Annotated in this window: 21 protein-coding genes; 12 read left to right on the forward strand and 9 right to left on the reverse strand. The window is 72.4% G+C overall.

Annotation, left to right across the window (positions count from 1 at the left end; all coding sequences use genetic code 11):
• Positions 1-7: 7 nt before the first annotated feature.
• The 4 genes from AB0J87_RS08130 to AB0J87_RS08145 all read right to left on the reverse strand — a co-directional run bounded on the left by AB0J87_RS08130 (position 8) and on the right by AB0J87_RS08145 (position 5,421).
• On the reverse strand, positions 8-901 hold the full coding sequence (locus tag AB0J87_RS08130) for a TIGR01777 family oxidoreductase (protein ID WP_363963384.1): 894 nt from the start codon (positions 899-901) through the stop codon (positions 8-10).
• 137 nt (positions 902-1,038) lie between these two features.
• On the reverse strand, positions 1,039-2,496 hold the full coding sequence (sucB, locus tag AB0J87_RS08135) for a 2-oxoglutarate dehydrogenase, E2 component, dihydrolipoamide succinyltransferase (protein WP_363963386.1): 1,458 nt from the start codon (positions 2,494-2,496) through the stop codon (positions 1,039-1,041).
• A gap of 39 nt (positions 2,497-2,535) precedes the next feature.
• Positions 2,536-3,900 (reverse strand): dihydrolipoyl dehydrogenase, encoded by a 1,365-nt coding sequence (gene lpdA, locus AB0J87_RS08140; protein ID WP_350728843.1) that lies wholly within the window; start codon positions 3,898-3,900, stop codon positions 2,536-2,538.
• A gap of 51 nt (positions 3,901-3,951) precedes the next feature.
• A complete protein-coding gene (locus tag AB0J87_RS08145; RefSeq protein WP_350728845.1) occupies positions 3,952-5,421 on the reverse strand; it encodes a leucyl aminopeptidase in 1,470 nt (489 codons plus the stop codon).
• A gap of 97 nt (positions 5,422-5,518) precedes the next feature.
• Here AB0J87_RS08145 and AB0J87_RS08150 point away from each other — a divergent pair, with 97 nt between their 5' ends.
• Genes AB0J87_RS08150 through AB0J87_RS08160 form a run of 3 tightly spaced genes read left to right on the forward strand, consistent with a single transcriptional unit; the run spans position 5,519 to position 7,718 of the window.
• A complete protein-coding gene (locus AB0J87_RS08150) occupies positions 5,519-5,866 on the forward strand; it encodes a GntR family transcriptional regulator (protein WP_185072825.1) in 348 nt (115 codons plus the stop codon).
• On the forward strand, positions 5,863-6,825 hold the full coding sequence (locus AB0J87_RS08155; RefSeq protein WP_363963389.1) for a hypothetical protein: 963 nt from the start codon (positions 5,863-5,865) through the stop codon (positions 6,823-6,825). The genes AB0J87_RS08150 and AB0J87_RS08155 overlap by 4 nt, the downstream gene beginning before the upstream one ends.
• The gene (locus AB0J87_RS08160) at positions 6,822-7,718 is read left to right on the forward strand and encodes a CPBP family intramembrane glutamic endopeptidase (RefSeq protein WP_363963391.1); all 897 of its coding nucleotides are present in this window, start codon (positions 6,822-6,824) and stop codon (positions 7,716-7,718) included. Before AB0J87_RS08155 ends, AB0J87_RS08160 begins: the two co-directional genes overlap by 4 nt.
• 13 nt (positions 7,719-7,731) lie before the next feature.
• Here the strand turns inward: AB0J87_RS08160 and AB0J87_RS08165 are convergent, their stop codons facing one another.
• Positions 7,732-8,469, reverse strand: coding sequence for an adenosylcobinamide-GDP ribazoletransferase (locus tag AB0J87_RS08165; protein WP_363963393.1), 738 nt, complete (start codon positions 8,467-8,469; stop codon positions 7,732-7,734).
• Positions 8,470-8,502: 33 nt separating this feature from the next.
• On the opposite strand from AB0J87_RS08165, the gene AB0J87_RS08170 reads away from it, so the two are divergent.
• Entirely contained in the window at positions 8,503-9,303 is an 801-nt protein-coding gene (locus tag AB0J87_RS08170; RefSeq protein WP_350728852.1) for an ATP-binding cassette domain-containing protein, read from the forward strand.
• A 3-nt stretch (positions 9,304-9,306) separates the two neighbouring features.
• On the opposite strand, the gene AB0J87_RS08175 is transcribed toward AB0J87_RS08170, so the two are convergent.
• Together AB0J87_RS08175 and AB0J87_RS08180 are read right to left on the reverse strand one after the other, a co-directional pair.
• Positions 9,307-10,350 (reverse strand): bifunctional adenosylcobinamide kinase/adenosylcobinamide-phosphate guanylyltransferase, encoded by a 1,044-nt coding sequence (locus tag AB0J87_RS08175; RefSeq protein ID WP_363963395.1) that lies wholly within the window; start codon positions 10,348-10,350, stop codon positions 9,307-9,309.
• 50 nt (positions 10,351-10,400) lie between these two features.
• On the reverse strand, positions 10,401-11,045 hold the full coding sequence (locus tag AB0J87_RS08180; protein WP_363963397.1) for an SCO2322 family protein: 645 nt from the start codon (positions 11,043-11,045) through the stop codon (positions 10,401-10,403).
• An 82-nt stretch (positions 11,046-11,127) separates the two neighbouring features.
• On the opposite strand from AB0J87_RS08180, the gene AB0J87_RS08185 reads away from it, so the two are divergent.
• The gene (locus AB0J87_RS08185; protein WP_185072832.1) at positions 11,128-11,334 is read left to right on the forward strand and encodes a hypothetical protein; all 207 of its coding nucleotides are present in this window, start codon (positions 11,128-11,130) and stop codon (positions 11,332-11,334) included.
• 69 nt (positions 11,335-11,403) lie between these two features.
• Here AB0J87_RS08185 and AB0J87_RS08190 read toward each other — a convergent pair whose 3' ends face one another.
• Complete coding sequence (locus tag AB0J87_RS08190) at positions 11,404-12,402, reverse strand: aldo/keto reductase family protein (protein WP_350728858.1); 999 nt, start codon at positions 12,400-12,402, stop codon at positions 11,404-11,406.
• Positions 12,403-12,459: 57 nt separating this feature from the next.
• Between AB0J87_RS08190 and AB0J87_RS08195 the strand changes: the two genes are divergently transcribed.
• Entirely contained in the window at positions 12,460-13,380 is a 921-nt protein-coding gene (locus AB0J87_RS08195) for a hypothetical protein (protein ID WP_363963400.1), read from the forward strand.
• Positions 13,381-13,408: 28 nt separating this feature from the next.
• Here the strand turns inward: AB0J87_RS08195 and AB0J87_RS08200 are convergent, their stop codons facing one another.
• Positions 13,409-13,990 (reverse strand): DUF3043 domain-containing protein, encoded by a 582-nt coding sequence (locus AB0J87_RS08200; RefSeq protein WP_357729227.1) that lies wholly within the window; start codon positions 13,988-13,990, stop codon positions 13,409-13,411.
• 152 nt (positions 13,991-14,142) lie between these two features.
• Here AB0J87_RS08200 and AB0J87_RS08205 point away from each other — a divergent pair, with 152 nt between their 5' ends.
• The 6 genes from AB0J87_RS08205 to AB0J87_RS08230 are packed head-to-tail and all read left to right on the forward strand — an operon-like array spanning position 14,143 to position 18,803.
• Positions 14,143-14,961 (forward strand): PspA/IM30 family protein, encoded by an 819-nt coding sequence (locus tag AB0J87_RS08205; RefSeq protein WP_363963402.1) that lies wholly within the window; start codon positions 14,143-14,145, stop codon positions 14,959-14,961.
• Entirely contained in the window at positions 14,958-15,236 is a 279-nt protein-coding gene (locus AB0J87_RS08210; protein WP_185072836.1) for a hypothetical protein, read from the forward strand. The genes AB0J87_RS08205 and AB0J87_RS08210 overlap by 4 nt, the downstream gene beginning before the upstream one ends.
• A gap of 3 nt (positions 15,237-15,239) precedes the next feature.
• Positions 15,240-16,139 (forward strand): zinc metalloprotease HtpX, encoded by a 900-nt coding sequence (gene htpX, locus AB0J87_RS08215; protein WP_363963404.1) that lies wholly within the window; start codon positions 15,240-15,242, stop codon positions 16,137-16,139.
• Between the two features lie 8 nt (positions 16,140-16,147).
• Entirely contained in the window at positions 16,148-16,708 is a 561-nt protein-coding gene (locus AB0J87_RS08220; protein ID WP_363963406.1) for a hypothetical protein, read from the forward strand.
• Between the two features lie 29 nt (positions 16,709-16,737).
• Positions 16,738-18,153 (forward strand): alpha/beta fold hydrolase, encoded by a 1,416-nt coding sequence (locus AB0J87_RS08225; protein WP_363963408.1) that lies wholly within the window; start codon positions 16,738-16,740, stop codon positions 18,151-18,153.
• A 47-nt stretch (positions 18,154-18,200) separates the two neighbouring features.
• Positions 18,201-18,803: an SIMPL domain-containing protein gene (locus tag AB0J87_RS08230; RefSeq protein ID WP_363963410.1), complete on the forward strand. Its 603-nt coding sequence runs from the start codon at positions 18,201-18,203 to the stop codon at positions 18,801-18,803.
• The last annotated feature ends 14 nt before the right edge of the window (positions 18,804-18,817 follow it).

Consider the following 18,817-nt stretch of genomic DNA (forward strand, 5'->3'; position numbering starts at 1 on the left):
CGGTTCACTACAGTACGGCGCTCAGCGCCTCGTCGAGGCGGGTATGGGCGAACACATAGCCGCTGTCGAGCAGCTTCCCCGGCTCGACGCGATGGCCGGGCAGCAGCGCCTCGCGGGCGAACTCGCCGAGCCCCGCGGACAGCGCGAAGCCCGGCACCGGGATCGGCACTGTGCCCTTGCGCAGGGCTTTTCCGAGGGTGCGGGTGAATTCGGCGTTGGTCACGGGCGAGGGCGAGGTGAAATTGACTGGTCCTGTAATGTCACGATTTTTCAAGACATGCACTGCGGCCCCGACCCAGTCGTCCACGGCGATCCACGACCAGTACTGCTTCCCCGATCCGAGCGGCGCCCCCAGCCCGATCCTGAAGATCGGCAGCATCCGGCCGAGCGCCCCGCCCTTCTCGCTGAGCACCAGCCCGGTCCGCATCTGCGCGGTCCTGACCCCGGCCTCGCCCGCCCGCCTGGCCTCGCCCTCCCAGCGCCCGCACAGATCCGCCAGGAAGCCGCTGCCCTTCCCCTGGCTCTCGTCGATCACCCGGTCGCCGGTGTCGCCGTAGAAGTCGACCCCGGAGGCGGACAGGAGCACCTCGGGCTTGCCGGACAGCGCGCCGATCGCGTCCACGAGCACCCTCGTGCCCTGGACCCGGCTGGCGACGAGCTCCCGCTTGTACGCCGGGGTCCACCGCCGGTCGCCCACGGACGCGCCCGCCAGGTGCACGACCGCCTGCGCCCCTTCGAGCGCGGCCTGGTCGATCTCCTGCTCGGCCGGATCCCAGAAGGCCTCGTCGGCTTCGCGCGGGCGGCGCCGTACGAGCCGGACGACCTCCCACCCCTCGGCCCGCAACGCCGGCACCAGCGCCGACCCGAGCAACCCCGACGCCCCCGTCACGATGATCGCCATAGCCCCACAGTACGCCCGCCCCACGTCACGGACGCGCCAGCCGCGCCAGGCCCAGAGCAGGCAAACGGCCGGGCGGCCCCGGAAGGGGAGCCGCCCGGCCGCAAACGCCAGGATCAGGCCCAGGATCAGGCCCAGGATCAGGCCAGGCCGAGCTGGGCCTCGAAGCGGCCCTCCTCGAGACGGCGCTTGACCGTCGTGAGGAAGCGGGCCGCGTCGGCGCCGTCCACCAGACGGTGGTCGTACGTCAGGGCCAGGTAGACCATCGACCGGACCGCGATGACCTCGCCCTCAGGCGTGTCGATCACGACGGGCCGCTTGACGACGGCGCCGGTGCCCAGCATGCCGACCTGCGGCTGGTTGAGGATCGGCGTGTCGAACAGGGCCCCACGGCTGCCGGTGTTGGTCAGCGTGAACGTGCCGCCGGTGATCTCGTCCGGCGTCACCTTGTTGGCGCGCGTGCGCTCGGCCAGGTCGGCCGTCTTGCGGGCCAGCCCGGCGAGGTTGAGGTCGCCGGCGTTCTTGATGACCGCCGCGATCAGGCCGCGCTCGGTGTCGACCGCGATGCCCAGGTGCTCGACGTCGAAGTACGTGACCTCCATGGTCTCGTTGTTGATCGTCGCGTTGAGCTTCGGGTGCTGCTTGAGCGCCTCGATGGCGGCCAGCTCGAAGAACGGCATGAACGACAGCTTCACGCCCTCGCGGCGCAGGAAGTCGGCCTTCGCCTGGTCGCGCAGCCGCGCGATCTTGGTGACGTCGACCTCGACCACCGTGGTGAGCTGCGCGGCCGTCTGCAGCGACTCGACCAGCCGCTTCGACATCGTCTGGCGCAGCCGCGTCATCTTCTCCGTGCGGCCCCGCAGCGTCGTGTCGACCTCCACGGGCTCGGGACCCGCGGTGATCGGCGCCTGCGCGGCGGGAGCGGCGGCGGGCGCCGGCTGGGCGGCGGCCGGAGCCGGAGCCGCGGCGGGGGCGGCCTGGGCCGCGGCGGCCTTCTCGCGCTGGGTCTTGGCGGCCTCGAGCACGTCCTGCTTGCGGATGCGGCCGCCGACGCCGGTGCCGTTGATCGCGTCGAGGTTGACACCGTGCTCGTTGGCCAGCTTGCGCACCAGCGGCGTCACGTACGGGCTCTCACCCGACGGCAGCGGCGCGGGCTCCGCGACCGGGGGAGCGGCCTGCGCGACGGGAGCGGGGGCCGCGACCGGGGCGGGCGCCGGCGCCGGGGCCGGAGCGGGCTGCGGGGGAGCCGGCTGCGGGATCGACGAGACCGGCGGAGCCGGGGCGGGCTCGGGCTCGGGCTGCGGAGCCGGCGCGGGGGCCGCCGCCGCCTCGGGCGCCGGGGCGGGGGCGGCCGCCTGGCCCTTCTCGTCGATGACGGCGAGCTCGGCCCCGACCTCGACCGTCTCGTCCTCAGCCACGACGATCTTCGTGAGGACACCCGCGGCCGGCGACGGGATCTCGGTGTCGACCTTGTCGGTCGACACTTCGAGGAGCGGCTCGTCGGCCTCGACGCGCTCGCCCTCCTTCTTCAGCCAACGGGTTACGGTGCCCTCGGTCACGCTCTCGCCGAGCTGGGGCATTTGTACGGAGACCGGCATCGTTATTCTTCTCTCGCGTTCTGATCTCGAGGGCTTGGACTAGTTGTGTACGTGCAGCGGCTTGCCGGCCAGGGCCAGCATCGCCTCACCCATGGCCTCGGACTGGGTCGGGTGTGCGTGGATGAGCTGGGCGACCTCTGCGGGCAGCGCCTCCCAGTTGTAGATCAGCTGCCCCTCCGTGACGAGCTCGCCGATGCGCCGGCCCACCATGTGGACACCGACGACCGGGCCGTCCTTCTGGGCGATGACCTTCACGGCGCCCGAGGTGCCGAGGATCTGGCTCTTGGGGTTTCCCGCGAGGTCGTAGACCTGCTCGACGATCTCGATGCCGCGCTCGGCCGCCTGCGCCGACGTGATCCCCACCGAGGCCACCTCGGGGTCGGAGTAGGTGATGCGCGGCACGCCCGCGTAGTCGATGGGCGGCGGGTTGAGGCCGGCGATGTGCTCGGCCACCATGATCCCCTCCGCGAACCCGGCGTGGGCGAGCTGCAGGGTCGGGATGAGGTCGCCGATGGCGTAGACGCCGGGCACGGAGGTCTGGCAGTGCTCGTCGACCACGACCGCGCCGCGCTCGATGGCGATGCCCTGCTCCTCGAAGCCCATGCCCGCCGACACCGCGCCGCGGCCGACCGCGACGAGCAGCAGCTCGGCGTCGAGGGTCTTGCCGTTGGCCAGCGTGACGACCACGCCCGTCTCGGTGGTCTTGGCGGTGTCGAAGAAGACGCCCAGCTCGTACTTGATGCCGCGGCGGCGGAAGGCCCGCTCCAGCAGCTTGGAGCTGGACTCCTCCTCGGTCGGCAGCAGGTGCGGCAGCGCCTCGACGATCGTGACCTCGGCCCCGAACGAGCGGTAGACGCTCGCCAGCTCGACGCCGATCACGCCGCCGCCCAGCACGATGACGGACGTGGGCACGCGGCCCATCTTCAGGGTGTGCTCGCTGGTGATGACGCGCTCGCCGTCGATCTCTAGGCCCGGCAGCGACTTGGGCGCCGAGCCGGTGGCCAGGACGAGGTTGCGGCCCTCGACGACCTCCGAGCCCACCTGGATCCGGTTGGGGCCGACCAGGCGGCCCTCGCCCTCGACGATCGTCACGCCCGCGGACTTCAGCAGGCCCTGCACGCCCTTCCAGGCCCGCGTCACGATCTTGTCCTTGAACGCGTGCACGCCCTGCACGTCGATGCCGTCGAAGCGCGCCTTGACGCCGTAGGACTCGCTCTCGCGGGTCTCGTCGGCGACCTCGGCGGAGTGCAGCAGGGCCTTCGTGGGGATGCATCCCCTGTGGAGGCAGGTGCCGCCGATCTTGTCCTTTTCGATCAGCGCGACCGACTTGCCCAGCTCAGCCGCCCGAAGCGCGCAGGCGTAACCGCCGCTGCCGCCACCTAGGACGACGATGTCATAGGCCACAGGAAGGCTCCTTGTCGGGGTGTTCGTGATGCCGTCATCTTTTCATTTGTTTCAGATGCTCGCGTGCCGCTCTGCGAGTCCGATGAGGGTACGGGTGATGGCACCCGTGCCGCCCTTCGGGGTGTAACCGTACGGTTCGCCCTTGTTGAAGGCGGGGCCGGCCATGTCGATGTGGGCCCAGCGCACGCCGTCGGGCACGAATTCCTTCAGGAAGATGCCCGCCGCCAGCATGCTGCCCCATCGCTCCGGCTGGAGGTTGGCGATGTCGGCGATCGGCGAGTCGAGGCCCTTGCGCAGCTCCTCCGGGAGCGGCATGCCCCACGCGCCCTCGCCCGCCGCCTTCGCGGCCTCGACGACCAGCTCCCTGGCGGCGTCGTCGTTGGCCATGACGCCGGCCGTGCGCCAGCCGAGCGCGACGATCTGCGCCCCGGTGAGCGTGGCCACGTCGACGATCAGGTCGGGCTCGTCCTGCGCGGCCCTGGCGATGCCGTCCATGAGCACCAGGCGGCCCTCGGCGTCGGTGTCGAGCACCTCGACGGTCTTGCCGCTGTAGCTGTGGATGACGTCGGAGGGGCGCTGGGCGGTGCCGCTCGGCAGGTTTTCGGCCAGGCAGAGGTAGCCGACGGCGTTGACCGGCAGGCCGAGCCGGGCGATGCCGATCATGGCGCCGAGCACCGCGCCCGCGCCGCCCATGTCGGACTTCATCCAGTCCATCGAGGCCGACGGCTTGAGCGACAGGCCGCCGGAGTCGAACGTGATGCCCTTGCCCACGAACGCCAGTCGCTTGCCGGCCTCGGGGTGGGTGTAGGAGAGGCGGACCAGGCGCGGCGGGTTGGCCGAGCCCTGGCCGACGCCGATGAGGCCGCCGTAGCCGCCGTCCTTGAGCTGCTTGTCGTCGAGCACCTCGACGCTCAGCCCGGCCTTGTCGCCCTCCTGCTCGGCGATCTCGGCGAACTTCGCCGGCCACAGGTCGGACGGAGGCGTGTTGACCAGGTCGCGGACCAGGGCGACCGAGTCGGCCAGCACGCCCGCGCGCTCGGCGACGCCGTCGGGCTGGCCCGAGACCACGGTGAGCTCGGCGACCGGGGCCTTCTGCTCGCCGTTCGTGCGGTAACGGGCGAAGGCGTACGCGCCGAGCAGGCCGCCGAGCGCGACGGCCTCGGTCTCCTCGGGCGTGCCGGTGGGCAGGGCGAGCGCGGCCCTGGAGGTGCCGGCGAGCGACCGTACGGCGGCGCCGGCGGCGCGGCGCAGGCCTTCGGCGTCGGGCGAGTCGCCCAGACCCACCGCGACCAGCAGCGGGGCGGCGATGGCGCCGAACGTGGGAAGCTTGGCCACCTCGCCGGCCTTGCCGGTGAAGGCGACGGCGCGGAGGGAGTCGGCGAGCTTGCCGCCGAAGGCGGCCTCGAGCGACTCGGCGCCCGTGGCGGCGCGTGGGCCGTCCTGTCCTGACCTGAAGCCGACGATCAACGCGTCGGTGGCGATGGAGACTGGATCTGCTGAGTTCAGCCGCACAGTGGTCACGTAAACCGATGCTATCCAGGTCTTCTGCGTACTCACAAACAGGGGTTCATCCTACCAATCGCGAGTCACGCGGAATGGTGCTAGTGTCATTAGCATCATGCTGCTGACGCTCGATCTCAACGACGCCCGGCCCCTGCACGAGCAGGTGGCCGGCGCCATCCGCCGCGCCATCGGAGAAGGCTCCTACCGGCCCGGCGACCGCCTGCCGCCGGCCCGTGACCTGGCCCAGGTGCTCGGCATCAACCCCAACACCGTGCTGCGCGCGCTGCGCGACCTGCGGGACGAGGGGCTGCTGGAGTTCAGGCGGGGCCGGGGGGTCAGCGTGGCGGGGCGCGCCGACGGTCGCGCCCTGCTCGCGCAGCGGGCGCGCGAGCTGCTGGACGAGGCCCGCAAGTACGGCTACGGCCGCGACGACCTCATCGCCATACTGGAGGACCTGCCGTGAATCCCCGAATCACCGCCGTCATATGGGGGCTGTTCATCCTCGCCGCGCAGATCGGGCTGCCGCTGGCGCTGCGCGACCGGCTGCCCGACCCCCTGGCCACGCGATGGGGCCTGGGCGGCCTGGCCTCCCGGTCGATGTCCTTGACCACGTACATCGTGGTCACGTTCCTGCTCTGGGCGGTGCTCTGGCTGGTCGCGCTCGCCGCGGCCGAGCGGGCCACGGCCCGCAGGCCGAGCCGGACGGTGTGGTGGGGCGGGCTGTTCGGCCTGGGCGCGCTCGCGCTCGGCGCCAACGTCACGACCGTGCTCGCCAACCTCGACGCGCCCGACTGGGCGGCGGCCCGGCTGCCCGGCTGGCAGGTCCTCGCGGTCATCGCGGCCGGGACCGGCGTCGCCGTCCTCGTGGGTTATCTGCGCAGGGGCGGGGCCGACCAGGATTCCGCCCACCGGATCCCGCCCCTCCTGCGGCTCAGGCCCGGCCGGCGCACCGTGTGGGTCGGCCACGCCGCCAACCGGTGGCTGGCGCTGCTCCCGGTCGCCGCCCTGGCCGCCATCCTGGTGCTGGGCCTGCTCTACGTCACCGGTCTGGTGCCCGGCGGGCAGGCGACGTCGGTCCTGCCCGGGCTCGTCCTCGTGCTGGCGGCCGGAGTGCTGACCTCGTCCGTGTCCGTGCAGGTCGGTGACGGCCGGATGGTGATCCAGTTCGGGCCGCTCGGCTGGCCGGCGCGCAGGATCCCTCTGTCGCGGATCGAGTCGGCCTGGTCGGAGACGCGCCATCCGGCCGCCGTCGGGGGCTGGGGCATCCGCGGGCTGCCCGGCAGTTCGACCATCATGCTGCGTGGCGGCGAGTGCCTGGTCATCCGCTACCGTTCCGGCGGCCGGCTCGCGATCAGCATCGACGACGCCGAACGCGGCGCATCCCTCATCAACGCCCTCATCGCGGAGCGAGTGGAGCAATGAAACGACCTCTCCTCATCTTCATCGTCCTGGCCTTCGGGCTCTCGTGGGCGGCGGCGCTGCCCCTCTGGTTCGCCGGCGGGATCGGCTCGCCGCTGCTGCGGCCGCTGGCCACGGTCATGATGTTCACCCCGTCGGTGGGGGTGCTCGGCGTCTGGGCGGTCACGCGCACGCCGTTCCGCGAATGGGCCAGGCAGACCGGGCTCACGCTGGGCGAGCGAAAGGGGCGCACGGGCCTTCTCATCCTGACCGCCTGGCTCGGGGTGCCGCTGCTGCTGCTCCTGGCGGCGCTCCTCAGCGCCGCCGTCGGGCTGTTCTCGCTGGATCTCGACCAGTTCAGCCTGTTCAGGGCGGTGCTGCGGGCCCAGGGCGTGGGCGTGCCCGAGAGCCTCACCACGGCGGTCGTGCTGCAGATCGGGATCGCTGTGGTCGCCGGGCCCGTGCTGAACGCGATCCCCGCGCTCGGGGAGGAGTGGGGCTGGCGGGGCTGGCTGCTGCCCCGGCTCGTCTCCACCAACGGCATGCTCCTCGGGCTGGTCTACACCGGCGTCATCTGGGGCCTCTGGCACGCCCCCCTCACCCTCCTGGGCTACAACTATCAGCGGCTCAGCTCCTGGGCGGCGCTGTTCTTCGTGGGGTTCTGCGTCCTGTTCGGGGTGCTGATCGGGTGGCTGCGGCTGCGCACGGGGAGCGTGTGGCCGGCCGTCGTGGCCCACGGCTCGCTGAACGCCGTCGCCCAGTCCGTCCTGCTGCTCGGCGACGCCGCCGCGCCGCCCAACGAGGTGCTGGCCGGCCTGACCGGGCTGGTGGGCTGGGCCCTCATGGCGATCGTCGGCGCGGCCCTGCTCCGCTTCTATCCGGTACGCGTGCCGCAGCCGGTCGCCTCACCCTCCTGATCTCGGGGGGCGCTCAGCCGAGGATCGCGCAGACCGCCAACGTGGTGGCCGTGGCCGTCTCGACCAGCGCCCCCAGCACGTCACCGGTGATCCCGCCGAGGCGCCGCCGCGCGTGCCCGAGCAGCAGCAGGGCGGCTCCGAGCCCGGCGACCAGGCCGAGCGGCAACACGGGCTCCCTGGCGAGGCCCAGGCAGACGGCGGCGGTGCCGAGGAGGGCGGCCAGGGTGACGAGCAAAGAGGCGGGGCGGCGTACCGTGCCCGCGACCATCGCGCCGAGCCCGTCGAGCCGGGCGGCGGGGACGCCCGCCCGGCAGGCCCAGGTCAGCGCCAGCCGCCCGGCCACGCAGGCCGTCACCAGCGCCGCGTATCCGGCTCCGGCCGCCGCGGCGATCTGGACGAGCAGCGTCAGCACCAGCGTCATCACGCCGAACGGCCCGATGTCCGACTTTTTCATGATGTCGAGCGCCTGAGCGGCCGGCTTGCCGCTGCCCAGCCCGTCCGCCAGGTCGGCGAGCCCGTCCAGGTGCAGCCCCCGGCTCAGTACGGCGAGCAGCCCGACCGCCAGCGCCGCCCCCAGCAGCGGCGGCCCGGGCAGGAACAACGGCAGCCCGGCGACCAGCCCGAGCGCGAGCCCGACCACCGGGGCCAGCGTCATCGCCCGCCCCGCGACCTCCCGGTCCACCCGCTCGACCCGGACCGGGAAGACGCTGAGAGTGCCGATCGCCAATGACAGGCCATGCGGAAGGCGCATATCGGACGATCGTAGGCCCACTAGTGTGGCGGGATGCACGTGGTTGAACTCGAAGGCGTAGGTGTCCGAGTTGTCGGCAAGGCGCTGCTGGACGGCGTCGATTGGCAGGTGGACTACGGCGATCACTGGGTGATCCTCGGCCCCAACGGCGCGGGCAAGACGACGCTGCTCTCCCTGGCGGGCGCCGTCCGGCATCCCAGCGAGGGCGCGGTCAAGGTGCTCGGCCACAAGCTCGGCCGGGTGGACGTGCGGGAGCTGCGCCGCCACATCGGCCTGGTCGCGGCCAGCCAGCGGCTGATCGACGAGGAGCTGATGGAGGAGGAGGGCGCGACCGCGCACACCGTGGTGCTCACGGGGCACACGGGGACGAGCGTTCCTCTGTGGGACAAGTACGGCGAAGGCGAGCGCGACCGGGCCCACCGGCTGCTGGCCGACCTGGGGTGCAAGGACCTGGCGGACCGGCCGTTCCGCGTGTGCTCGCAGGGGGAGCGGGCCAGGATCAGGGTGGCCAGGGCGCTCATGGCGGACCCGGCGGTGCTGCTGCTCGACGAGCCGTTCGCGGGGCTCGACCTGCCGGCCAGGGAGGACCTCATCACCGCCGTCGAGGACCTGGCCACGACCCGGCCCGTCCTGACCACCGTGACGGTGACGCACCACCTGGAGGAGGTGCCGGCGACGACCTCCCACGCGATGCTCATGCGCGACGCCAGGGTGCTGGCCGCGGGGCCGGTGGAGGAGGTGCTCACCCCGGACAACCTCTCGGAGTGCTTCGGCCGCCCCCTCCACGTGGACCGGCTCGACGGCCGCTGGTACGCCCGCGCCGTCCGCCCGTAGCGGTCACAGCTCCAGCAGGCGCCCCGCCACCACCAGCGCCACGTACTCGGACTCGGCGGCGAGGCGTTCGTTGAGACGGCCGAGCGCGTCCCGGAAGGCCCGCCCGCTCGGCGTGGCGGGCACCACACCCATCCCCACCTCGTCGGAGACCGCCACGAGGCGCACGGGTGTCTGCCGCCAGGCCGCCACGAGCTCGTCGCAGCGTTCGCGGACGGGCGCGCGGTCGCCCTCCCAGGCCCCGTGCTCGTCGAACACCGCCGTCAGCCACGTCCCGAGCCCGTCGATCAGCAGCGGCGCGGTGGCCTGCCCGATGGCCGAGACGAGGTCGGCGGTCTCGACGGTGGCCCAGTGCGCGGGCCGCCGCTCCCGGTGCGCCCGCACGCGGGCCGCCCACTCGCCGTCCCCCGCGCCGCTCGGGCCGGTGGCCACATAGGTGACGTACGGCTCGGCCGCCAGCCGCAGCTCGGCCTCGGCCGACTTCCCTGACCGCGACCCGCCCAGCAGCAACGTCCGCCACGGCGCCGTCACGCCACCGTCGCCGGGTTGCCTCCCGATGGCCGTCCCGGGGAGCGCCAGCCCGGTCTCCAGCACCGTCCCGTCGGGAACGGCCGACGCGCCCCACAGCCGCAGGCGCCTGGCCAGCTCCTCCTCCGAGCGGATCCGGTGGTCCAGCCCGACGGCCACCACCGCGGTCCGGTCGTCCGCCAGCCCCGCCCGCCGCAGCTCTCCTAGCCGCTCGGGCCGGTCGAGCAGGTCGATCAGCACCACGTCGTACCTGGCGGGCCCGTCCACCGGCACCGGCCGGCCCCGTGGGAGGCTCTGTGGGAGGCAGAGCAGCCGGGAGCCGTCGGGGCCGGCCAGCCCCAGCCCGCCCGCGCGGGCCCGGTAGCCGCTCGGCGGATCGTCGAAGGGGAAGCGGGCCACGCCGTCCACGACCAGCTCGAACGGGCGTCGGTGGCCGGACGGGAGCCCGGCGCACGAGGCGCACCGGCAGCCGGGCTCCGGCCATCCCGCGCCGCCCGCCGTACCGGAGACAAGGATTTTCACCGCGCCGAGCGTAGCGTCCTGGGGCGGCCGGATGGATGGAACGTTCCAGGTCAGACGCGGGTCCTGGAGCGGCGGCGGGTGGCCGCCACGGCGCCGCCCGCCAGCAGGGCGATGGCGCCCGCGCCGGCCGCGACCAGCGTGATCTGCAGGCCGCTCCCGGACGGCGCCGCGGACGCGGCGGCGGCCGCCAGGTCGGTGCCGCCCCTCTCCCTGAACGGATAGTCCGCGACCGCCACGACGGCCCCCTGGGCGTTCACCCGGACCTTGGCGGTGGAGGCGAGGAGCTGGGCGGCGGTGGCGTCCTCGGCGCCCGCGACGCACTTCGGCGCGCTCTGCCCAGGAGTCCGCTCGCCGGGGTAGGCGTCGGCCTCCCCGTCGCCGAAGTCCACCGCGACCACCACGCGCTTGTGCCCGGACCCGGCCGCGTCCCGGCCGCACACCGCCTGGAACGACGGCAGGTCCCCGCCGGGGGACTCGCCCCTCGCCCCGTCCGGGGCCACGGAGAAGCGCCATCCGATGACGGAGCCGTCCGGCGGGGCGGCGTCGGCCGTCACGGCCAGCCAGGCCGTCCCGTCGCTCTGCCACGCGCTCCACGTCCGCGGGACCCCGGGGTCGGCGAGAGCGGAGGAGGGGAGCGAGAGGAAGGCGGCCGCCCCGAGGGCGACCCCGGCCGCAACACGATACGCGCGCAGCATCGATTGACCTCCAAGCTCGGGAGTAGGGTTCCAGTGCCTGCGGAGGGTGCGCCGGCGAACCCGCGGAAAAGGAGCGTATGGCATGACATGGCGGTGGCGTTATGAAAATGCAAATGGTGGTGAGGTAACGGATCGCCCCTTGCCGCGAGAAGTTTTTCCGAGCCAGGCGGACGCGGAGTCCTGGCTTGGCGAGAACTGGCGTGACCTGCTCGAATCGGGAGTTGAGCAGGTGGCCTTGCTCGAAGAGGACCGCGTGGAGTACACGGGTTTGTCATTGCGCCAGGAGTGATCTGCGGTAAATGAAAAGCCCCTTGAGCGCCATTGTGGCTCAAGGGGCTGTTTCTCGGGTGGGGACGGATTACGGGCGGGTGCGCGGGCTCTGCGTCTTGGCCGGGTCGCGCTCCACGACCGGGTCCAGCACGTCGTCGATCCGCTTGAGCACGTCGGCGTCCAGCTTCACGCCCGCGGCCTTGACGTTGTCACGCACCTGCTCGGGGCGGCTGGCCCCGACGATGGCGCTGGAGACGTTCGGGTTCTGCAGCACCCACGCGACGGCCAGCTGCGCCATGCTCAGCCCGAGGTCGGCGGCGATCGGCTTGAGCTCCTGGACGCGGGTCAGCACGTCGTCGTTCATGAACCGGGCGATCATGGCGCTGCCGCTGCCGTCGGTGGCCCGGGAGCCCTCCGGCGGCTGCTGCCCGGGCAGGTACTTGCCCGTGAGCACGCCCTGGCCGATGGGCGACCAGACGATCTGGCCGATGCCCTCCTTCTCGCTGAGCGGCACGATCTCGCCCTCGATGATCCGCCACAGCATCGAGTACTGGGGCTGGTTCGAGACGATCCGGTCGAAGCCCATCTCGTCGGCGATCTTCAGCGCCTGGGCGATCTGGTCGGCGCTCCACTCGCTGACGCCGATGTAGAGGACCTTGCCCTGGCGTACGAGGTCGTCGAACGTCTTGAGCGTCTCCTCCAGCGGCGTCTCGTAGTCGAACCGGTGCGCCTGGTACAGGTCGACGTAGTCGGTCTGCAGGCGGCGCAGCGAGCCGTTGATGGACTCGGTGATGTGCTTGCGTGACAGGCCGCGGTCGTTCTGGCCGGGGCCGGTCGGCCAGTAGACCTTGGTGAAGATCTCCAGCGACTCCCTTCGCACGCCCTTCAGCGCGCGGCCGAGCACCTCCTCGGCCTTCGTCGCCGCGTAGACGTCCGCGGTGTCGAACGTGGTGATGCCCTCGTCGAGCGCCGCCTGCACGCACTGCTTGGCGGCGTCCTCCTCGACCTGGGAGCCGTGGGTGAGCCAGTTTCCGTAGCTGATCTCGCTGACTTTGAGACCACTACGACCGAGGTGTCGGAATTCCATGGATCCGACCTTAATCCCGGTCCATGGGGTGATTGGTTTCGGGATAGGGTGCGCGACGTGCTGAAGCTCGTACGGCTGGCGCTGACGGCGGCCATCCTGACCGCGATCGGGGTACGGCTGCGCCGCCGCGCCCGGATGCCCGTCAAGCCGCCCGCGCCTCCGGCCCCGCAGGCGGTCGCACACGCGCGGATGGGCCTGGCGTGGGTCGCCATCGCGGGAGTGGTGGCGCTGGCACTGGGCGCCGCCCTCATCCCCACGGGGCCGCAGGCGGCGTCCGAGGTGCGGTCGGCCGTCCACCAGATTCAGCAGTCGGTCATGGGCGTGACGATGGGCGCCGACGGAAAGAGCCCGGCGCCCACACCCACGCCTGTCGCGCCCACGCCGGTCGCCACGGCCCCGGCGCCGCCTCCGGGCATCCCGGCCGCGTGCATGTTGAGCGGTCAGGCGACGGTACGCCCGATCAGCCCCCGCGTGCGGGCGGCGGTGAACCGGCAGTGGCGGCGCATCGAGCGGTGGCTGCGGGAGCACGCGCCCCGGACGTACGCCTCGCTGGGCGCCCCCGGCAGGGCCGGCACCGTCGCGCTCGCCGAGGCCCAGACGGGCCTGGAGTTCCCCGACGACCTGAGGGCCTCGCTGCTGCGCCACAACGGCATGTCCGGCCCGCCCGGGGCCCGCTTCAGCTTCGGCGAGGAGCGGGTGCTCGGCGTGCGCGAGATCCGCGACCAGTGGCGGGAGAGCTGCGCCGCGCGGGTCGGCAGGGGCGACCCGATCGGCCGGCTGATCCGCGTCGGCACCCTGATCGAGGTCGACGCGGACAGCGGCCACGTGGTGGCGTCGATGGTGGGGCCGGAACCGATCTGGCCCTCGTACCACGCGATGCTGCGCGACATGGCGGACGCGCTGGAGAAGGGCCGCCCCATGTTCGGGGCGCGGGCCACGGTCAAGGGCGGCCTGCTCCGCTGGTCCGACGCTCTGTGAGCGAGCCGTCCCCGGAGGCCGGGGACGGCTACTTCTTGGGCACCGGCTTGCCGCCCGGCAGCACCGTGGGCGGCGGGAAGCGCAGCTTGCGGATCTGCAGCGCCCGCATGGCCGCGTAGAAGCCCACGCCCCGGGTGCTCTCCTGGGGCAGCTTCTCCGCCACCAGGCGCTTCACCTTCCACGCCACGTAGACGGAGGTGAACAGCACGCCGATCATCATGATCGGCCAGCCGATGGTGACCGTGTATCCCAGCACCGCGGTGCGGATCGACATGGGCCACGGAATCCACGTCGCCAGCAGGATCAGTAGCGAGAACGGCAGGAAATACTGGCTCGGCAGCCGCCGGGAATCGACCCATTCACGCGCGAACTTGCGCGCTGCGCCCTTGTCACGAGCAGGAAAATACCGCTCGTCACCTGCGAGCATGCCCTGGCGGGCCCTGTCGCGCTCGGCAGCCTGCTTGGTCCGCATCTGCCGATAGGCCTCTTTACGGTCTTTCGGTGCATGGACCGGCTGGCGCCGTTTGCTCTCCTGATCACGGCGCTTGGGAGTGGGACGACCTTTACCCTGGGGCTTAGGATCGTCATCGGGGACGGGGGTGTCGTCCACGGAGGTTTGGGAACGGCGTCGCAACACGACGTCAACCCTACCTGGACTGCAACTTAGTGACGCCCTCGTGCGTTATGCGTAGGGTAATCCCAAGGCGGCTGCGCTGCATTGGGTGAACACCAGCACGACCTAGAAGGGGACGGCCGACGCGCATGAGCGTGATGAAGAGACTTTCGATGATCTTCAAGTCCAAGGCCAACAAGGCCTTGGACAAGATGGAGGATCCGCGCGAGACCCTTGACTACTCCTATCAGCGGCAGCTCGAGCTGCTGCAGAAGGTGCGCCGGGGTGTGGCCGACGTCGCCACGTCGCGTAAGCGGGTCGAGCTCCAGGTAACCGGCCTCGAGAAGCAGGCCCAGCGCCTTGAGGAGCAGGGCCGCAAGGCGCTGTCCGTCGGGCGCGAGGACCTCGCCCGCGAGGCGCTGCAGCGTCGCTCCAATCTGCAGACGCAGATGGCCGACCTGAAGCTGCAGCACGACAACCTGCAGGCCGAGGAGGAGAAGCTCACCACGGCTTCCCAGCGGCTGCAGGCCAAGGTCGACGCCTTCCGTACGAAGAAGGAGACGATCAAGGCCACCTACACCGCCGCCGAGGCGCAGACCCGGATCAACGAGGCCTTCTCCGGCATCTCCGAGGAGATGGGCGACGTCGGCCTGGCGATCCAGCGCGCCGAGGACAAGACGGCGCAGATGCAGGCCCGCGCCGGCGCGATCGACGAGCTGCTGGCCAGCGGCGCGCTCGACGACTACACCGGCTCCCGCGGCGACGACATCCAGGCCGAGCTCGACCGCATGGGCGGCGGCATGGACGTCGAGCTGGAGCTGGCCAGGATGAAGGCCGAGCTGGGCCAGGGCCCCGCGCCCAAGAGCGCCATCGAGCAGGGCCAGCCGCAGCAGCAGGCCCAGCCCCAGGCGCAGCCGCAGCAGCACGGCGGGACCCAGCAGCTTCGTCAGCCTGGGGAGCCGGCATGATTGTCAGGATCATGGGCGAAGGCCAGGTACAGATCTCCGCCGACGACATCGCGGTGCTCAACGAGCTCGACACCGAGCTCGAGGCGGCCATCGAGGTCGGCGACGAGCCGATCTTCCGTACGAAGCTGCACGCGTTGCTCGACAAGGTGCGCCAGGTGGGCAAGGCGCTTCCCGACGACAGCCTTGAGCCGTCAGAGCTGATCCTTCCCCCCGCGGACGCCTCGATCGAGGAGGTCCGGGAGATGCTGGGCGACCAGGGCCTCATCCCGGGCTGAGCCGTGGGTACGCGGTTCGCGTCCGACCGCGGGCTGACCACCCGCATGGTCGTGACGATGTTCCTGCTCGGGCTGCTCTACGTCGTGTTCATCGGCGTCCTGATCGCCCTGGGCGTACGGGCGCTGAGCGTGCTGGTGATAGCCGGGGGCCTGCTGTTCGTGCAGTACTTCCTGTCCGACCGCATCGCGCTGTTCGCGATGCACGGGCGGGAGGTCTCGCCTCAGGAGGCTCCCGAGCTGCACGGCATGATCGACCGGCTGTGCGCGCTCGCGGACATGCCCAAGCCGCGGGTGGCGATCGCGGATTCCGACGTCCCCAACGCGTTCGCCACCGGCCGCAACCAGAAGAAGGCCGTCGTCTGCGTGACGACCGGCATTCTGCGCCGCCTGGAGCCCCAGGAGCTCGAAGGGGTTCTCTCGCACGAGTTGTCGCACGTCGCCCACCGCGACGTCGCCGTCATGACGATCGCCTCGTTCCTGGGCATCGTGGCGGGGCTGATGACCAGGTTCGCCCTCTACGCGGGGCTGGGCGGCCGCCGCAACGGCAACCAGGGCGGGGTGCCCGTCGGGCTGATCATCCTGCTCGTCTCCGTCATCGTGTACGCGATCAGCTTCCTGCTCACCCGCGCCCTGTCGCGCTACCGCGAGCTGGCGGCCGACCGCGCCGGAGCCCTGCTCACCCAGCGCCCTTCGGCCCTGGCGAGCGCGCTGGTCAAGATCACCGGCGACATGGCCAGGATCCCGACCCAGGACCTGCGCGAGGCGGCGCCGTTCAACGCCTTCTACTTCGCCCCGGCGGCGGCCCCGGGCCAGACGCTGGCGAACCTGTTCTCCACCCACCCGCCGCTCGAACGGCGGCTGGCACAGCTGTCGGACATCTCCCGGCAGCTCGGAAGGGGCTGAGCCTCGGCATGGGCTGGCTGGACGCCCTGCTCGGCCGGTCGAAGCCGGTCAAGCCCAACCTCGACGCGCTGTTCGCGCTGCCGTCGGCGGCCGTGACGCTGCAGGCCGCGACCGGGCTGGTGCCCACGGGCCTCGGCTCGGTGGCCTTCAGGGCCGCGGAGGGCGGGGCGTTCGCCACGCTGGAACGCGACGTCAAGGAGCTGCTCGGCGAGCGCGTCGAGGAGTCGCGCGACTCCTACGGCTACACCTGGCTCCTGGTGCGCCGCGAGCCCGACGCGCTCGGCGACCTGGTCACCGAGCTGCACGCCGTCAACTCGTCGCTGGAGTCGGCCGGGTTCGGGCCGTCGCTGCTGTGCTCGCTGGTGTCGTTCCGGTCCGAAGGCGACGGCCGCCGCCTGGCCCTCGTGTACCTCTACAAACGCGGGACCTTCTACCCGTTCGCCCCGCTCGCCGGCCAGAGGCGGGACAACGCGCTCGAACTGCAGGTCAGGGGTGCCCTCGAGGGAGAGCTGCCGCTGGAGGAGGATCTCGGCCGATGGTTCCCGGTCTGGGGCGCGCCCGGCCTCTGACCGGACACCCTGGGTGATCTAATGATCACGTGGAGCGAAGGTTGTACGTCCTCGCGGCTTCCGCGTTCATCGTGGCGGCCGTGCTGGGCAGTGCGTGGATCACCGGCCAGTTCACCACGCCGGAGGTCGACAGGACCGACGGGTACGTCAGCGAGCTGGCCGCCCGCGACCAGCCGTGGACGCGGCTGTTCCGCACCAGCGACGCGCTGGCGGGGCTGGCCTGCGCGGCCGGGGTGGCGCTCGTGCCGAGGGTGGCGCGCGAGTGGCAGGCCTGGCTGGCGCTGGCGGCGTTCGGGGTGTTCACGTTCGCGGCCGGGCTGTTCCCGCTGGACTGCGCCACGCTGAGCGACCCGTACTGCGGGCGGCGGATCGTGTCGTCCGCGCACCACGTGCATCAACTGGCCGGGGCGCTGGGCACGGCCGCCCTGCTGGCCGCGATGGTGCTGCTCAGCGCGCGCTGGCGGTCGTGGGTGTCGTGGCTGTTCACGTGGCTGGGGCTGGCGGCCACGCTGCTCACCGCCGCCGCGCTCGCCGACCGGCACGGGGTGGGGCTGGCCCACCGGGCGCAGCTCACGCTGTTCGCGGTCTGGCTGGTGTACGTGGCCGTCCACCTGCTCATCACCGACGACCCGCCCGTCCCGCCGATCACGGCCGAGGCGGTCGATCACGACGGCGGATACGCCGGGCCGCACGTGGTCGAGCAGGGCGCCGGGCCCGTCGTGCTGATCACGGCCGAGCTCGGGGGCGCCTGGTTCCACTGGGGCGCGGTGGCCGGGCTGCTGGCCGGGACCCGCCACGTCATCCGCTTCGACCGCTGCGGTCTCGGCCTCAGCCCGCACGCGACCGCCCCGCCCACCCTGTACACCGAGGTGGCCCGCCTGGCCGCGCTGGCCCCGTCCCATCCCGAGCAGGTGACCGTCGTCGCCCACGGCGTGGCCTGCTGGCACGCGGAGGCGTTCGCCAGGCTGCACCCGCTGCGGGTGGCCAAGCTCGTCCTGGTGGATCCGGCCCCGGTCACGGAGCGCAAGCCGTCCACGCCGGCCAGGACCGCGGGCCAGTGGCTGCCCGCCCTGGGCGGCACGTGGGGCGCGACCGCCGTGGCCCGCCTCGCCGGGCCCGCCGCCCACCGGCTGCTCGTCGGCGTGCCCGACCCGTACGGCGTCTACCGCACGGGCAAGGTGCTCGCCGCGGCGGCGGGGGAGTGGCTGGCCCGTCGCGACATGGTCGCCGACCTGCTGCGGGTGCGGGAGGAGACGCAGTTCCCCGGCGTGCCGGTCACCGTGATCAGCGCCGGTGGGCGGGAGCTGGGCCACGCGCGGCTGGCCGGGGCCCTGTCCGCCACACTCGTACGCCTGCCGGAATGCGGGCACCAGATCCAGCTCGAAAATCCCGGGGCGGTCGCGGAGGCCGTCCTGGGCGCGCCGGGCATCGGCCGGGCGGGATGACGCCGAGCGTTCTAGGATCGATGCGGGACCCGTTCGAGGGAGTAGGCGTGGACATCACCGTCGTCGGCGAGGGCGCCGTCCTGGCCGCACCCGACATCCTGCGGCTGCACGCGGGCGTCGAGGTCCGCCGGGCCTCCGCCGCGGATTCCTTCACCGCCGTCCGGGCCGCCGCCGCCCGGCTGGCCGAGGCCCTGGCCCGGGAGGGCATCGCCGCGCAGGACGTGCGCACGGTGGAGCTGTCGCTGGGCCCGGAATACGAGGTCTACCCGAAAGTGGCCGCCTACCGGGCGGTCCAGGGGGTGGAGGTGATCGTCCGCGACCTGTCCAGGGCCGACCACGTCATCGACACGGTCGCCGGGGTGGGGGAGGAGGCCCGGCTGAACGGCCTGGCGTTCGAGGTGTCGGACCCGTCGGGCGTCCTGAGGGAGGCGCGTACCCGGGCCTTCCGCGACGCCGCCGCCAAGGCCGCCCACTACGCCGAGCTGGCCGGGCGCCCGCTGGGCCGGGTGGTCTCGGTGAGCGAGGACGTCAGGGGCGGCGGCCCCCAGCCCATCACCATGGCCGCCGCGGTGGCCGAGACCAGCGCCTCCATCAGTCCCGGCCGCCAGTCCCTCACGGTGACCGTCCGGCTCGGCTACGACTTCGCGTGACTGGGGTGAGGTCG

It is taken from the genome of Nonomuraea sp. NPDC049625, from assembly GCF_040675285.1.
Lineage (GTDB): Bacteria > Actinomycetota > Actinomycetes > Streptosporangiales > Streptosporangiaceae > Nonomuraea > Nonomuraea angiospora_A.